Genomic DNA, 15,563 nt, shown 5'->3' on the forward strand with positions numbered 1-15,563 from the left:
ACGTGCCTGCACCTGTCCGTGTCGCCGTCGTGGGAGCCGGCGGGATCGCGAAAGCGTGCCACCTACCGGCCCTGCGGTCGATGGCGGCCGCCGTCGAGGTCGTCGCCGTGTGCGACGTCGATCTCGAGGCCGCGCGCCGGATGGCCGACGACTGGACGATTCCGCGGTACTTCACCGACCTCGACCAACTGCTGGCCGACCAGACGCCCGACCTGGTGATCGTGTCCACACCGCCGTCGGTACACCGCGAGCCGGTGATCGCCGCGCTGAACGCCGGTGCGTGGGTGTGGTGTGAGAAGCCCCCCGTGCTGTCACTGGCGGAGTACGACGAGATCGCACGTCATGAGCGTGCGGGCGGGCCGTATGTGAGTTACGTCTTCCAGCATCGCTTCGGCTCAGCGGCACAACGACTCCGGGAACTGGTCGCCAACGGCGCGCTCGGCAGACCACTCGTTGCCTTGTGCAACACTCTCTGGTACCGGCCGCCCGGGTACTTCGAAGTGCCGTGGCGTGGGCGCTGGGACACCGAGGGCGGCGGACCCACCATGGGCCACGGAATCCATCAGATCGACCTTCTGCTCTCGCTGCTGGGTGACTGGACCGAGATGGTCGCGACCGCCGCGACCCTGGACCGGGAGACCGAGACGGAAGACGTGTCGTTCGCGATCGTGAAGTTCGCCTCCGGTGCGATCGCTTCGGTGACGAACAGCCTCCTTTCGCCGCGCGAGGTCAGCTCTCTGCGATTCGACTTCACCCACGCGACCGTCGAGCTCGAGCACGTCTACGGCTACCACAACGCGAACTGGCGCTGGACTCCATCGGCGACCGCCGACGTCGCTGAGGCAAGTACCTGGACACCGGTCGAGGACGAATCCGGCTCTCACCAGGCACAGCTGCGCCGATTGCTCGACAGCTACCACCGGGGCGAACGCCCCGCCGCCAGCGGAGCCGACGGCCGGCGAGTACTCGAGTTCGTCGCGGGTTTGTATCAGTCCGCGTTCGAAGGCCGGACCGTTCGACGCGCTGATCTCGATTCCTCGAACCCCTTTTACCGATCGATGGCCGGTGAATCGCCTGCGGAGTTCGCCGACCTCCTCAAGCCGACCAAGGGAGACGACCATGCCCAGCTCCGTCGTCCTGTCCGTTCGTGAAGACGACAAGGCCCTCAGCATCAGCTGTGGAGAAACCGAACTCGGTCGCTACGTCTTCATGCACGACGACGCTGGGTACGAGGCGCCCAAGCCCTACATGCACCCGATCCGCAGCCTGAGCGGAGCCGTGCTGACGAGCTTCCGGCCCTGGGATCACCGTTGGCACAAGGGCCTGCAGATGACCTGGTCGCACGTGTCCGGGCAGAACTTCTGGGGCGGACCCACCTTCTTGCCCGATCGGGGTTACCAGAACGCGGACAACGTCGGCCGGATCGAGCATGCCGGCTTCGACGAGGTGACCTGCACGGGGGACCGGGTGCAGATCGACGAGAAACTCTCTTGGATCACCTCGACCGGGGAACGCTGGATCGACGAACATCGCAGACACACCGTCGGTGACGTCGACGCCGGTCGTGGACTCTGGGCGTTGACCTTGAACACCCGGTTGCGAAACGGCGCGGGACGACCGCTCGACTTCGGCAGCCCGACCACTCAGGGTCGCCCCCAAGCCGGCTACACGGGCCTGTTCTGCCGCGGTCCACGTTCGTGGACCGGCGGCAGGATTCTCGCGCCGGCCGCGCTGGCGATCGCTGGTCGATCGAGCGCAGCAGCGCCGATCAAGTGGTTCGTCCGCCGCGAGCCGTTCGCGGCGATCGCGCCGTCCCCATCGTTCGATGACGAGATTGTCCTGGCGGACGACCAGACCCTGGCGCTCCAGCACAGGTTCGTGTTCGTCGACCACGTGTGCGATACCGAGGAGCTCGAAGCGCTGGGCGCAGAGTTCGCGCTATGACCACGGTCCGCAGTGCTGAGCGTAGGCGGCCGGCGGGTGTGCGCAAGCTTTCCGTCATCAGGCGATTGCGACGGGACTACCCGGTGCTCCTGCTGGCGACACCAGGGCTGCTTGTCATCCTCGCGTTCCAGTACTACCCGCTGCTCGGGAACGTCATCGCATTCCAGGACTACCAGCCGTACCTGGGAATCGATCAGAGCCTCTGGGCTGGCCTGGACAACTTCAAGGTGATCTTCGACGGCGACCCCGAGTTCCTGAACGCCGTCAAGAACACCCTGATCCTGACTGTCATCCAGACGGTGATCGTGTTTCCAGCACCGATTGTCGTAGCCGTCGTTCTGCACAGCCTGCTGTCGAACCGGCTGCGGCAGCTGGTCCAGTCGATCATCTACCTCCCGCACTTCATGTCCTGGGTGATCGTGGTCGCGGTGTTCCAGCAGGTGCTCGGCGGGACCGGGATGATCAACAACTGGCTGCGGTCCAACGGGCATGACCCGCTCCACATCATCGGGAACGTCGAGGTCTTCCGGGCCCTGCTGACCTCGCAGGTGCTATGGAAGGACACCGGGTGGGCGACCATCCTGTTCCTGGCCGTGCTGTCGCAGATCGACCGGGCGCTCTACGAAGCGTCGTCAGTCGACGGCGCCGGGCGCTGGCGGCAGACCTGGCACGTGACCCTGCCGGGACTCAAACCGATCATCATCCTGCTGCTGATCCTCAAGCTCGGGGACTCGCTGACCGTCGGATTCGAGCAGACAGTCCTGCAGCAGCAGGCGGTCGGCGTAGACGCGAGTGAGGTTCTCGACACCTACGTCTACAACAACGGAATCATCGGCGGGAACTGGGGCGTCGCCGCCGCTGTCGGCCTGGTGAAGAGTGCTGTGGCGCTGACCCTGGTGCTGACCGCGAACAAGATCGCACACCGCCTCGGCGAGGAAGGGGTGTACCGGGGATGAGCCGAGTCAAATCTGTTGCTACCGGCAAAAGCCGCCGGGCGATGGTCGGCGGTATGCCGATGCCCGGGCTGACCGAACGCGTCGCCAAGGCGGTCTTCCTGGCCATCATCTGCGCTGTCGTAGTGCTTCCGTTCATCGGCGTGGTCTCCACCAGCCTCGCGCCCGCCGAGGAGGTGACCAAGGCCGGCGGCTTCGTGATGTTTCCGGCCCAGGGCATCGACCTGTCGGCGTACCGTTCGATCTTCGCCGGCGGAACGGTGACGCAGGCGCTCCTGGTGAGCGGCTTCATCACCGTGGTCGGCACGACGATCGCGCTGTTCCTCACCTGCACCCTCGGCTGGGCGCTGAGCCGCCGCGGGAGCGTCGGCAACCGGCCGTTGCTTCTGGTCGTTCTCGTCAGCCTGCTGTTCAACCCGGGCCTGATCCCGACCTACCTCGTCGTCCAGCAGTTCGGGCTGTTGGACAGCGTGTGGGCCGTCATCGTCCCGGTCTGTGTCAGCGCGTTCAACGTGATCGTCGTCCGCGCGTACTTCGTCGGCCTGCCCGACGCGGTCATCGACTCCGCGCGGATCGACGGCGCCTCCGAATGGAAGCTGTTCTGGCACATCGGACTGCCGTTGTCCAAGGCACTGGTGGCGGTCATCGGGCTGTTCTACGGCGTCGGGTACTGGAACAGCTTCTTCAGTGCGTTGCTGTACCTCAACGACAGCAGCCAGTGGCCGTTGCAGCTCGTGCTGCGCACGTACGTGGTGAACGGGGTCGAGCTCGGCGGTCAGGAACTCGGGCTCGGTAGCGAGACGGTTCCACCCCAGACCTCCATCCAAATGGCCATCCTGATGATTTCGATCGTTCCGGTCCTGTGTGTCTATCCGTTCATCCAACGCCACTTCGCCAAGGGCGTGCTGACCGGAGCCGTGAAGGGCTGACCCGAGAAGAGAGGTAAGACAATGAGTGCTTACGATGCGCGGCCGCTGACCCGTCGGGCGGTGCTCGCGGGGGGCGCGGCGCTGAGCTTGGCCGGTGCCGTCGGCTGTTCCAACAACGGTAGGGGCGGCGTCAGCGTGCAGAACGACGAGGCGTCCCGCGCCAAGATCCGGCCCGCCTATGTACGCTACTCCGGGGTCGAGCCCGATCTGGCCGGCGCCGAATACAACATCCCGGACGCGTTCCGCCGTTACCCGGCGACGCCGGTCCGCGCCGTGACCGAGCCTCCGGGTGACGGCAAACCCATCCAGATCACGACGGTCACCAACACGCCTATCCCTCCCAAGCTCGAGCAGAATCGGTTCTGGCAAGAGCTCAACAAACAGGTGGGATCGCCGGTCGCGGTCAGCCTCACGTCCTCGGTGGACTACACCCAGAAGTTCGCCACGGCAGTCGCTGGCGACCGGCTCGGCGACATCTTCATGGTGGGCGTGGTTCCCCAGGTCCCGCAACTGCTGTCGGCCAAGGCGGCCGACCTCACACCGCACCTGGCCGGCGACAACATCAAGAAGTACCCCTTCCTCGCGAACCTTCCCGAGGCATGCTGGAACTCGGGCATCTTCGACGGCAAGATTTACGGCGTCCCCATTCCCCGCGGTGCCATCAGCTCCCAAGTCCTCTACAGCCGAGAGGACATCCTCGAGACACAGGGGCTGAAGGCGGAGGTCAAGAGCGCCGACGACTTCGTCGAGCTGTGCAAGAGCCTGACCAACCGGACACTGAACCGTTTCGCGCTGGCCACACCGCCGACGCAGTACGTGCAGAACATGTTCGGCATGCCGAACACCTGGAGCAAGAACGGCGACGCCCTCGTCAGCTACCTGGAACACGAGGCCCACGAGGAGGTCTTCGGGATCCTGCAGAAGCTCTGGAAGTCCGGCTACATCCACCCAGACGCCTTCTCCGGTCAGAACCTGGACATGAAGACGCGCTTCTCCAACGGCTCGAGCCCGCTGGTGCTGGACACCTTCAGCGGCTGGGTGGGGTATCTGCAGACGATGGTCGGCAAGGATTCCCGGATCGCGATCATCCCGCCACCGAAGCACGACGGCTCGGGCCAAGGCCAGACCTGGCTCGGCGCACCCACCACCAGCATCACGGCAATCAGCAAGAAGGCCGAGGGCCGGGTCGAGACGCTGCTGTCGTACCTGAACTACCTCGCGACGCCGTTCGGCACGCAGGAGTATCTCTTCCGCAAATACGGTCTCCCGGGCGTCCACCACCGGCTCGTCGACGGCAACCCGGTCCTCAACGAGAAGGGCTTCAGCGAGACCCAGCTGGGCCTCCAGTACCAGGCGGACGCGCCTTGGACGATTTTCCTGCCCGAGAAGGAGGGAAGCAGCGACGCCGAGTTCAAGGCGATGAAGGCGGTCTGCCCGAACGCGATCGCCAACCCGGCCACCGGACTGTACTCGGAAACCGATGTGCGTAAGGGCCCACAGCTCATCGCCGCCGTGAAGGAGGTGACCGACGACATCATCCAAGGCCGCAAGCCGGTGTCGGCCTGGGCAGCTGCGGTCAAGAAGTGGAAGAGCGACGGCGGCGACAAGATCGCCGAAGAGCTCGCCCAAGCACTCAAGATGTCGCGCTGAACCCGAACCGCCTCGGCGCATAGCCATGAACTCCCATTGCCGTCGCCAGGTCGGACGGCCCGGACAACAGACCGTCGGGCCTGGCTCTCCGGCAATGACCTCGCCGTCCGCGGCGCGCATCCGCACGAGATCGTTTCGCCCGCCGATTCAGCCAATCCGCTCGGCCGCGGAGCCGAACCGATCGGCCGTCTCGCCTTGTCGAGACATGTGACGCGACCCGCCGATCACTCCTTGGGCGGTGATGCGGGCGGTGGTGTTGTCCATCCAGCGCACAACCGGCTTGCCAGCTCTGGGCCTGCCCCGTTTTGACGGACATCCGAGATCAGGAGCTTGTGCTCCGGAAGGATGTTCATCATGGAGTCCATGGGCAAGAAGAAGCCGCGGCCTCGTCGTTCGTTCACACCTGAGTTCAAGGCCGAGATCGTCGAGCTGTGCCAGCGCGGCGACCGGTCGGTGGGTCAGGTCGCGAAGGACTTCGATCTGACCGAGACCGCGGTCCGGCAGTGGCTGAACCAGGCCGAGCGTGACGCCGGCACCGGTGATGGCGGGTTGACCACGAGCGAGCGAGAAGAGCTCAACCAGTTACGGCGGGAGGCTCGCCGGCTGCGTGAGGATGTCGAGATCCTCAAGCGGGCCACGGCTTTCTTCGCGAAGGAGACCCGGTGAACTGTTACCCGTTCATCGAGGCGGAGAAGGCGGGCGACCACAACGTGAAGCGGGCGTGTGAGTTGCTGCAGGTCTCCCGTTCCGCCTACTACGCCGACCGCACCAGCGGCCCCTCGTTGCGCGAGCAGCGCGACGCCGAACTGACCGGCAAGATCGTCGAGATCCACGACGACTCCCGCCACACCTACGGCTCGCCGCGGGTGCACCGCGAGCTGAAGGCCCAAGGCGAGCGATGTTCCCGCAAACGGGTCGCCCGGCTGATGCGGGCCGCCGACCGGTACGGGCGAACCCCACGAAGATGGAAGAAGACCACCATCGCCGACCCGGCCGCAGCCACCCGCCCGGACCTGATCGGCCGCGACTTCGACATCGACCCCGACCACCCCGGTCAGCTGGATCGCCGCTGGTGCGGTGACATCACCTACATCCACACCTGGCAAGGCTGGCTCTACCTGGCCACCGTGATCGACCTCGCCTCCCGCCGGGTCGTCGGCTGGGCCGTCGCTGACCATCTGCGCACCGACCTGGTCGCCGACGCGCTCACCGACGCCGTCAACCGGCGCCGGCCCGCGGCCGGCGTGGTGTTCCACTCCGATAGGGGCTGTCAGTACACCTCGGCCCAGTTCGCCAACCTGGCAAGGGATCTGTGCGTGACACTGTCGGTCGGTCGCAAGGGTCAGTGCTGGGACAACGCCGTGGCCGAGTCCTTCTTCGCCACCGTGAAGACCGAGCTGATCCACCGCCGTGCTTGGCCGACCCGCAAGGCCGCCAGCAGCGCGCTCTTCGACTACATCGAGGGCTGGTACAACACCCGCCGGCGCCATTCCACCCTCGGCTATCTCAGCCCTACACAGTACGAATCCAGCCTCACGGTCACGGCCGAGCAGGTAGCCTGACCACCTCACATCGACCCTGTCCGTCGAAACGGGTCAAGCCCAGCTCACGATCGGTCGCGTTGGACTGGCTAGCAGATGACATCTCCCGCAGTGGGAGTGATTGAGTGCGAGTGTGGAGCGACGGACCTGATGCGAACGGAGCTGCGCGCGACCGTGCGACTTGAGCTTCTCGCTCACCCGGTCGTTGGGCTGGTCGACCCAGGCATCCTCGCTGGGACCGAGAAGCACTCGCACGCTCGCCAACGTCTCATCAGGATCGCCTGCACTTGATGGGCGTCGTCGACCAAGACGAGGTCATCGCGTCACCAGGCGGCTTTTTCGAGGTAGCGGATGCTGGCGTCGGTCAGCGGTCCCCGGACGCGGATGCGGATGCGCACAAAGCTCGAGGAGGTCGCGATCCAAACCGCGGCTGATGCACGCTGTCGGCGGCACGATAGTCGGGACCGACACTGCTCGGATCCGGGCACGAGTCGTCGACGCGGGCCGAGGGTCCGATCGTTGTTGAGCGGGAGTCGAATCCCACGGCTGCCATCGCAGGCACGACGACACCATTGGAGATATCTTCCGGTGGCGCATCGCCCATACGCCTGCAAGTAGCGCCGTCGCGGTTCGGCAAGCCGGGCGTAGAGGTCGGGGGCGCTGATTGAGGGCGTGGTGATCAGCAGCTTGCGAAACGCCGCATAGCAGTGCCGTGCAACTTCGGCCCGGCAGCGCATCCAGCACGGCGTGCATCAGGCCCACAGGTCACGCACACGCATCATCGATCCCCCTCATGTGTCAAAGACATCGCGCTGACACCGTCGCCCGTTACGCGCCCGCGGGGGAATGTCGATGCTCAGCGCCCGACGTGGCGGACACGACACGCCGATTGGGCGGCGCACTTGGTGACAAGGTCATCGGGGAACGTCGTAGGGCTCGCGTGGATCCTCCGGCCGGATGTCCGTCACGGGGTCGCAGATGCAGACGTCATCGACGAGCGAGGCTTGCCAGCCGACCATGTTGTGCCAGCTGTCCACGGACAGCTTCGCCAGGCCCTGATACAGCGTCATGTCAAGTGAGAGGTGGCCCTTGGTGTCGATCGCCCCGGCGATCGGTAGGAGGCGCTTCAGCTTGGTGAAGCGCGATGGCCACGGGATGTCGCAGTCGACCGATCCGGCCGCCTGGTCCGCATTCGGATCGTAGGACAGCTGCCGTTTGCACCTTGCACTTGTTGGTGAGCTTGGTTGCGATGGAGTTGACGTTGTTCAGCCACGTGAAGACCTGGCTGATCGGCCGCCCTCCGCGGGGCCGCTGCGAGCAGCAGGCAGGCGAGCAGTTGCATGCCGGCGGAGTCGAAGAACACGTCGGTGCGGGCGTCGGCCGCCCGGGAGGCGTACGCGAAGTGCTGGGGAGGTCGCGGGCGGTGTCGTCGTCGACGACGTAGCTGAGCGGGTTCCACCACCAGTTGAGTTCCTCGGCCGCGACGCGTTGCGGGTCGAACACCCACACGCCGTCCTTGCCGTGGTCGCCGGCCTCACGCAGCCCACGGGTGGCGTCGAGGATGTCGCGCTTGTTGGAGGTGACGATCACCGCGCCGGGCGCTCGGCGATCATCGTGATGATGCGCGAGGTCGTCTTCCCTGGTCCGGGTACTGGCGATGTCGATGATGATGTCCTCGTTGCGATCGTTGTACGTCGGCTCGGTTCCTGGGCGGACCGATCTTGGAGGCGTCTGGCCGCTACAGATGCCGACGAAGTTCAGTCACTGTTCTTCGGTAATTAGAGTGGCCAGATCTCATGGCGGCGGACGGTGAGGAACGTCTGCGTGGTGGTCAAAGGGACGGCAGCGTCGCTCGCTGCCGACGCATGCGAGGCCCGCGGAACGGCACGCGTGACAAATCAGCCTCGGGCTAGTGCCGAGGACAGCGAGTCAGTACCCACCTCGGACCTCCACCCTGAGTCGAGAGCTCACCGTTTTACTCACCGGAATGAACGCGAGGACTCGAGCCACTCCAATCAACGGTGGGTGCTCTCCAACGGAGAGTTAGCAGGTCAGCGGCAACTTTCGGCGACTGACGCGAACCAGTGAGAAGGCTGGCACAGTAAAGCGGGGATTAGAGTGTCAAGCCGGTCTGCGCGTGAGCCAGTTGCCTCCGGCGGCTGACGGAAGTGCGATGGCTGACGTCAGACCGAATGGGCGTGCGCTGTGCCCGGCTGCCTCCGCGACATGATCGGTTGCAGTGTGGCCGGCCACGGATCCCGGGTTCGCGCCCGAAACGACGTTCGGTGCTCTTGGCAGCGCCGGAATCCTCGAGCCTTTGCATCGGGGATCGAGTTTCGAGGCGGATCGGCCGTGGGTAGGCCGAGTGGCGTCCAGGGGCAAGGTGGCGCATCCGGCGGAGTGAGATGGAGTGGCATCATTTCAGGAATCGGATGTCGCGCCGTCGTACTCCGTCACTAGAGCGATTCGGCTGCATGCGTGGACGGATTCTCGCAACTGTCTCCGATTATCTGTGACTGCGCCGGCTAGCTTCGCCTGCTCCGTCACTGCTCCGTGGGCGGCTGACAAACGTCCATCATCGGCGCGTGCTGATGCGAGGTGTAAGCGCAGGTCAGACTGCAGATTTGGCGGATCTTGCCGATGGGTGGCTGTCAGCACTCGCAAGATCCCTGACATGCCTGCTAGTACTCGCCGTAGATCTGGACCTTCGTGCCGATCGGGGTGTCCTCGAAGATCTGGTGGATCTCCGGGCGCAGGACGCGGACGCAGCGGTGGCTGGCGGGGTACGGCTTGACGAGGGAGTTGACCCGGGAGCCGTGCAGCGCGATGCCGGGCCGGTCCTTCAGGAAGTACAGCGAGTCGTACATGTACGCGTCCGGGTACAGGCTGCTCTCATGCGCCCCGGCCCACTTGCGCCACACCGCGCCGGTGCGGTTCGGCGTCTCGTACCCAGGACCGCCGGTGGAGATCCAGACGATCCGCTTGTAGGTCTTCCCAACGATTTGGTACAGGATCTGGCAGGTCTTGTCGACGTAGATCCCGGGCTCGCGGGTCGGTGCCGGGCGGCTGGTCGCGTTCAGGACGGAGTACGCGTCGTCCAGCGTCAGGCCGTGGCGGTTGACCGGCATCCCGTGGGTCTCGCGCCACGCGCACAGCGCCTGCTTGGCGCGGGGGGTGATGTCGCCGTCGATGTCGCCGACCGGATACCCGAGCTTGTCGAGCTGCTGTTCGACCCGGAGTGCGTAGTACTCGGGCTTCTGCTTCACCTTGGGCTTCGGTTGCACCGTGGGCTTCACGGTCGGCGTGACCGTCGGCCGCGGAGTACTGCTGCTGCTCCTGGACGCCTTCGTCGGCGAGGGTGCCGTCTCACTCGCGGCGACGTCTGCGCAGCCGGCCAGGACGAACGACAGGACGACGGCAGCGGCGACCAGACCACGGCGACGAGACACGGATTCCCCTCTCCTCAGCATTTTTCAGCGTCGCAGAACCACGCCCGGTAAGCGTGCAACGACCCGCCGAGACTAATCCGCAATGGTTCCTTCGCCGGGCTTTAACGTGTTCCCGTCACCGAACCGTTGCCGAGTTCCGGCTCCGGGTCGTCGCGCAACCGGCTGTACAGGTACCCGTCGCGGAGCTTCCCCGCGCGGAACTCGCACCCGCGGATCACGCCTTCGAGCCGGAAACCCGCCTTTTCCAAGGACTTCTGCTCGGCAATGTTCTCCGGATGCGTCGCGGCCTGGATGCGTTGCACCGGCGTGTGCTCGAACAGGTACGCCGTCAGCGTCGCCTGGGCCCGCCACCCGATCCCACGCCCGCGGTACTCCGGCAGCAGCGCGATCCCGATCTCCCAGTACGGCGTACGCCCGTCGAACGACCCCGAATGCCAGCTGACGAACCCCGCCGTCTCCGAGCCCGTGCGTACCGTCAATCGCCCGTCCTCCTTGCCGAGGAACCCGTCCTCGGCGAACCGGCGTACCGGCGATTGCGGGTCCCGGTACCCGTTCCAGTCCAGCCCGATCAGCCCCGGCTCGACCGCGAACCGCTGGAACAGGGGCAGATCGTCCTCCACGACGGGCCGCAGCGTGACATCCATACCTGTCAGACTAGGCGGGTGAGGTGGCTCGACGAGTACTCGCCCGCGGCGATCGCCGACCTCGTACGGCAGGTGACGCCGGAGCTGAGCGACCTCCCGATCGTCACTCGCGAACTCGTGAACAAGGACGAGCCCGTGTGGTGGTCCTCGAGCGCCGTCGTCGGCGGGCGCTATGTCGCCAAGTTCGCCTGGTCACGCCCCGCGGCGCTCCGGCTCGCGCACGAGGTCGCCGTACTCGACGCGCTGTCCCGCGAACCCGCGGTCCCGTACCTGCCGAAGGTCGTTGCGAGCAGCACCGACCCGCTCCTGCTGGTGACCGAACTCGTGCCCGGTACGTCGCTGTTCGAGGTCGTCGACGCGATCGACCGAAACCAGGCAGGCCGCCAACTCGCGCACTTCGGGACGGCAGGCCGCGCCGAGCCGGAGTACGACCTCCGTGCATTCCCCGGAACAGGCCCGGCCGACCACCGCACCCCACCGGACTGGATCGACGACCTCGCCGCCCGCTTCACCGCACTGAATCTCTAGAGCCCGAGGTCGCGGAGGAACTCCGGCTTGTACGCCTGCAGTACGACGTACCGCGGATCCGGAACCTCCATCCCCGCGTTCTTCGCCGCATCCCCGGCCGCGTCGTGCGGCCCGACCGGCACACTCGGGTCCGTCCAGTCCTGCTCGGCGGCGTTCCAGTACGTGATGGTGGACGTCGCCTCCAGCCGCTCGCCCGCCACCAGCTCCTTCGCGGCCCGCTCCGCCTCCTGCGCATCCTCGAGCGAATGCGTGTACATCAGCATCCGGTCCCCGTCCCGGGTCACCGTCACCTGCGCCCCGAGCCGCTTCCGCGCATCATCATCCAGATCCAACGCCCGCAACCGCTCCCAGAACGTGAGCCTGTGCCCCTCGTCCCCCAACACAACCTCAACCCGAAACTCCTCATCCGCCATGAGCGCCACCATACCTATTGAGCTGCGGACCAGCAGGCATCGGCTCGGCCGCAGGTAGCGGTCCACCACAGCATTTCTTGTACTTCACGCCCGATCCGCACCAGCACGGCTGATTACGCGGTGGTGGCCACTGCACACGTCGGCCGTCGGGCAGGTCGTCATGCTTGATCCTGACGTCACGCAGGCAGTCCAACAGACCGTTGTACGTCCACGTGGCGATCGTTGCCCGCGCTCCGTGAGCGCGCAGCTCCGCCTCGACCATGCGGCAGTAGCGGTCGGCGCTCCCGCCGATGAAGTACGTGCGCCACCGCACGGAGTCATCGAACTCGCTCAGGTCCCAGGCCTCGATTCGGCCGGCACAGACCTTTGGCAGGCGCAGGAGCTCGTGCAGGTCGGCCTCTCGGTCCAACGCTTCGTCATCTCCCTGCTCCCCGAGCAGATCGATGCCGTCCAGCGGTAGCCCCAATTTCCATTTCACCCGTCGCCTCCCGCTCACCAGATCCCGGACCCGGTACGTGCTGGTGACATCGTCCGCGGTCATTTCACCGGCCGCGATCTCGTACCAGAACAGAGCCTCGTCCAGCTCACCGCGCCGCTCCAGCATCTCGGCCGCAAAGCACCACGCGGAGTTGTAGATCCGTCCATTGGTCATGACGGCGTCGAGCTCGCTCCGTGCCTCACTTTCCCTGCCCGCTTCGAACAGGAAATCGGCATGGTCGACCCTGGCGTTGTCGCCTGCTGTGCCTCCTTCACTGATCAGCTGCTGCCAAATTGCCACCGCCCGCTCGGGCCGTCCCATACTTGCGTGCTCGTTTGCGATGATGAGCAAGGCGAAGGCTCGGCCAAGTTTGGTGTCCATCCAGTGGTTGCGGAGCTCGTCCGCCAAGGGATCGTCCATGCCAGGGAAAGTATTCGGATGGTCACCCCGCGACCCGGCGGATTTGGAACCTGTGGATATCCCTGCCCGACCCGGTGCGTCACCACAACCGGACCCCTCACACTGACCAACGTCGCCACCGCCGGTCACATCGGCACAGCTGAGCGGGCGCGCGGACCTTCTGCCTCGGTTTGCTGAGTGGTGGACGTCCGCCCTGGCGACGGATGCGGACCGCCAGGCCATCACAAGTGCGCCGGCGGCGCCGCTGTCAGGCGGCGGAGGTCGTCCGTGCGTGCAGATGTGATGGCCTGGCGGTCCGCGTCGGCGGATCGGTGTCCGGCGCCAACATTCGGGGTCGCAGAATCGGTGGGGTTCGATCGACTACAGTTCTTAGTTATGGAGCTGAGGCATTTGGAGCACTTCGTGGCGGTGGCGGAGCAGAAGCACTTCACGCGGGCTGCTGAGGCGATGTCGATCTCGCAGTCGGGGCTGTCGGCCTCGATCCGGGCGTTGGAGCGGGAGTTGCGGGCCTCGTTGTTCGTGCGGAACACGCGGAGCGTCGAGCTCACCGAGGCGGGGCGAGCCCTGCTCTGTGAGGGGCGCCGTGCGCTGGCCGCCGCCGAGGCCGCGAAGGATGCGGTCGCCGCGGTGCAGGGGCTGCTGCGTGGTCACCTCACGGTCGGGCTGGAGCAGTGCCTCGGGATGGTCGACGTACCTGCGCTGCTCGCGAAGTTCCGGTCGGCGTACCCGGGGGTCGAGATCGAGGTCCGGCAGGCCGGCTCCACCCCGATGCTCGACGAACTCGCCTCCGGCCGCCTCGACGTCGCGTTCGTCGCGACCGCCGGCGACCCGGTCGACGGGCTCGACCTGCGGCCGCTGTCTCGCGAGTCCATGGTGCTGGTCTGCGCTCCTGACCACCGCCTTGCGAAGGCGTCCGGCGTCACGCTCGACGACCTGGCGGGGGAGTCGTTCGTCGACTTCGACCCGACCTGGGGTGCCCGGGCGATCTCCGACCGCGCGTTCGCCACGGCGGGCGTCGCGCATCCGGTGACGATCGAGGTGAACGACGTACACACCCTCCTCGCCCTGGTCGCCCACGACCTCGGCGTGGCCCTTGTCCCCGAACGCATCGCCGCCAAACGAGGCGATCACATCACGGTCAGCCTGGCCCCTGGCACCGCCTCCGACTGGCAGGTCTCGGTCGCCGTCCCCACCGGCCCCGCCGCCTCCCTCGCCGCCGACGCCCTGATCGGTATGCTCCCGACCACGGCGGTCCACGCCTAGGCGTACTGCAGGTTCGCGATCCGCCCGGCGGCATGGCACGCGTTCACGAGCCCGTCGAGATCCCGCCGGTTGACCGCGTCGATGTGCGCTCGCGCTGCGGGCAGCACGTCAGCCGCCGTACGAGGCGCACTTGATTCGGAAGCGGTAGCTACCGGGCTCACTTCTGCCCGTCCGAGGCGGAGTACCCGGGCTCGCTTCACTCGGATGCCGCGGTACGACCGGGCGCCGTCGTACCCGGATCAGGTCCGCTGCAGCCGATCACGATGAGCCCGGCCGCGGCGGTGGCGAGTACCTTCATCGCTCGTCCCGGAGCAGCGTGCCGCCGACCGGCATCAGTCGGCCGAGGACGGCGTCGATCCGCTCGAGCGTGTCCGGGTGCAGCGTGATGCCGGCCGCCGCCAGGTTCTCGACGATGTGCGCCGGCGTACGACTGCCCGGGATCGGTACGACCCCAGGATCCTGGTGCAGCAACCAGGCGAGTGCGAGCTGGCTCCGCGTGATTCCGAGGTCGGCCGCCAGCGCCTGGAGAGCGGCGTACGACGCGTTGTTGGCCTTCAGGCTCTCGGGATCGAATCGCGGCGCGTTGTTCCGGAAGTCGTCCTCGCCGAGCGTCTCGACAGTGCCGGTCAGGAAGCCGGCGCCGAGCGGACTCCACGGTACGACGCCAACCCCGAGCTCCCGGGCCACGTCCAGCAGCTCCGGATCGATCGGCCGCCACATCGACCACTCGGTCTGGACGGCGGCAACGGGATGTACGGCGTACGCCCGGCGCAGCTCGTCCGGCGTCACGTTCGACACGCCCAGGTACCGGACCTTGCCGTCGGCAACCAGCTCGGCCATCGCGCCAACGGTGTCCTCGATCGGCACCTGTGGATCGGGGAAGTGCAGGTAGTACAGGTCGATCACGTCGATGCCGAGGTTCGCCAGACTCCTGTCGGCGTACCCGCGGATGTACTTCGGCTCCGCGTTCACCAGCAACTGTTCGAACGCGAAACCCACCTCCAGCGGATGCGGCTGCGCGCCGTCGAGAAGTTTGAGGCCGAACTTGGTGGCCACCGTCACCTGATCGCGGCGGCCACGAATGACGCGTCCAACCACCTTCTCGTTGTGACCGTCCTCGCCGTACGCGTCACTGGTGTCGATGAACGTTGCGCCGGCTCCGATCGCCGCGTCGAGTGCCGCCACCGCGCGGTCGTCGTCGATCTCGCCGTACATGCCGGGGGAGAGCACCATGGCGCCGAACCCGATCGCCGGTACGTCGAGACCACCGAGGTTGCGTGTGCTTGTCATGAGTCCAGCGTCGGACCGGCACCGCCGTGCGGTCCAAGACCTGTTGATATAACCATTGGTT

General features: G+C 66.3%; 16 protein-coding genes. 10 read left to right on the top strand and 6 right to left on the bottom strand.

Annotated features, from left to right (window positions below):
* The first annotated feature begins 2 nt into the window (after positions 1-2).
* The 7 genes from JOF29_RS12555 to JOF29_RS12585 all read left to right on the top strand — a co-directional run bounded on the left by JOF29_RS12555 (position 3) and on the right by JOF29_RS12585 (position 7,038).
* Entirely contained in the window at positions 3-1,151 is a 1,149-nt protein-coding gene (locus tag JOF29_RS12555; RefSeq protein WP_307863288.1) for a Gfo/Idh/MocA family protein, read from the top strand.
* Positions 1,120-1,944 carry a DUF6807 domain-containing protein gene (locus tag JOF29_RS12560; RefSeq protein ID WP_209694368.1) on the top strand — a complete coding sequence of 275 codons (825 nt, stop codon included), beginning with the start codon at positions 1,120-1,122 and terminating at the stop codon, positions 1,942-1,944. The genes JOF29_RS12555 and JOF29_RS12560 overlap by 32 nt, the downstream gene beginning before the upstream one ends.
* 65 nt (positions 1,945-2,009) lie before the next feature.
* Positions 2,010-2,900: an ABC transporter permease gene (locus JOF29_RS12565; protein WP_245357561.1), complete on the top strand. Its 891-nt coding sequence runs from the start codon at positions 2,010-2,012 to the stop codon at positions 2,898-2,900.
* Positions 2,897-3,826: a carbohydrate ABC transporter permease gene (locus tag JOF29_RS12570; RefSeq protein WP_245357562.1), complete on the top strand. Its 930-nt coding sequence runs from the start codon at positions 2,897-2,899 to the stop codon at positions 3,824-3,826. Before JOF29_RS12565 ends, JOF29_RS12570 begins: the two co-directional genes overlap by 4 nt.
* 21 nt (positions 3,827-3,847) lie before the next feature.
* Complete coding sequence (locus tag JOF29_RS12575) at positions 3,848-5,476, top strand: extracellular solute-binding protein (protein ID WP_209694370.1); 1,629 nt, start codon at positions 3,848-3,850, stop codon at positions 5,474-5,476.
* 354 nt (positions 5,477-5,830) lie between these two features.
* Complete coding sequence (locus JOF29_RS12580) at positions 5,831-6,142, top strand: transposase (protein ID WP_209694371.1); 312 nt, start codon at positions 5,831-5,833, stop codon at positions 6,140-6,142.
* Complete coding sequence (locus tag JOF29_RS12585) at positions 6,139-7,038, top strand: IS3 family transposase (RefSeq protein ID WP_209694372.1); 900 nt, start codon at positions 6,139-6,141, stop codon at positions 7,036-7,038. Before JOF29_RS12580 ends, JOF29_RS12585 begins: the two co-directional genes overlap by 4 nt.
* 893 nt (positions 7,039-7,931) lie before the next feature.
* Here the strand turns inward: JOF29_RS12585 and JOF29_RS12590 are convergent.
* On the bottom strand, positions 7,932-8,087 hold the full coding sequence (locus JOF29_RS12590) for a hypothetical protein (protein ID WP_209694373.1): 156 nt from the start codon (positions 8,085-8,087) through the stop codon (positions 7,932-7,934).
* Between the two features lie 179 nt (positions 8,088-8,266).
* Between JOF29_RS12590 and JOF29_RS12595 the strand changes: the two genes are divergently transcribed.
* Complete coding sequence (locus JOF29_RS12595; protein WP_209694374.1) at positions 8,267-8,461, top strand: hypothetical protein; 195 nt, start codon at positions 8,267-8,269, stop codon at positions 8,459-8,461.
* A gap of 1,237 nt (positions 8,462-9,698) precedes the next feature.
* Here the strand turns inward: JOF29_RS12595 and JOF29_RS12600 are convergent.
* Both JOF29_RS12600 and JOF29_RS12605 read right to left on the bottom strand, forming a co-directional pair.
* Positions 9,699-10,466, bottom strand: a complete 768-nt coding sequence (locus JOF29_RS12600; RefSeq protein WP_307863291.1) for a L,D-transpeptidase family protein — start codon at positions 10,464-10,466, stop codon at positions 9,699-9,701.
* Between the two features lie 101 nt (positions 10,467-10,567).
* Positions 10,568-11,110, bottom strand: a complete 543-nt coding sequence (locus tag JOF29_RS12605) for a GNAT family N-acetyltransferase (protein WP_209694376.1) — start codon at positions 11,108-11,110, stop codon at positions 10,568-10,570.
* Between the two features lie 18 nt (positions 11,111-11,128).
* Here JOF29_RS12605 and JOF29_RS12610 point away from each other — a divergent pair, with 18 nt between their 5' ends.
* Positions 11,129-11,638, top strand: a complete 510-nt coding sequence (locus JOF29_RS12610; RefSeq protein WP_209694377.1) for a phosphotransferase — start codon at positions 11,129-11,131, stop codon at positions 11,636-11,638.
* Here the strand turns inward: JOF29_RS12610 and JOF29_RS12615 are convergent.
* Both JOF29_RS12615 and JOF29_RS12620 read right to left on the bottom strand, forming a co-directional pair.
* Positions 11,635-12,051 (bottom strand): hypothetical protein, encoded by a 417-nt coding sequence (locus JOF29_RS12615; protein WP_209694378.1) that lies wholly within the window; start codon positions 12,049-12,051, stop codon positions 11,635-11,637. The two genes, JOF29_RS12610 and JOF29_RS12615, sit on opposite strands and share 4 nt — an antisense overlap.
* Positions 12,041-12,949 carry an SEC-C metal-binding domain-containing protein gene (locus tag JOF29_RS12620; RefSeq protein ID WP_209694379.1) on the bottom strand — a complete coding sequence of 303 codons (909 nt, stop codon included), beginning with the start codon at positions 12,947-12,949 and terminating at the stop codon, positions 12,041-12,043. Before JOF29_RS12620 ends, JOF29_RS12615 begins: the two co-directional genes overlap by 11 nt.
* A gap of 375 nt (positions 12,950-13,324) precedes the next feature.
* On the opposite strand from JOF29_RS12620, the gene JOF29_RS12625 reads away from it, so the two are divergent.
* Entirely contained in the window at positions 13,325-14,212 is an 888-nt protein-coding gene (locus tag JOF29_RS12625; RefSeq protein WP_209694380.1) for a LysR family transcriptional regulator, read from the top strand.
* Positions 14,213-14,506: 294 nt separating this feature from the next.
* On the opposite strand, the gene JOF29_RS12630 is transcribed toward JOF29_RS12625, so the two are convergent.
* A complete protein-coding gene (locus JOF29_RS12630; RefSeq protein WP_209694381.1) occupies positions 14,507-15,502 on the bottom strand; it encodes an aldo/keto reductase in 996 nt (331 codons plus the stop codon).
* Between the last annotated feature and the right edge of the window lie 61 nt (positions 15,503-15,563).

The organism is Kribbella aluminosa (assembly GCF_017876295.1).
Taxonomy (GTDB): Bacteria; Actinomycetota; Actinomycetes; order Propionibacteriales; family Kribbellaceae; genus Kribbella; species Kribbella aluminosa.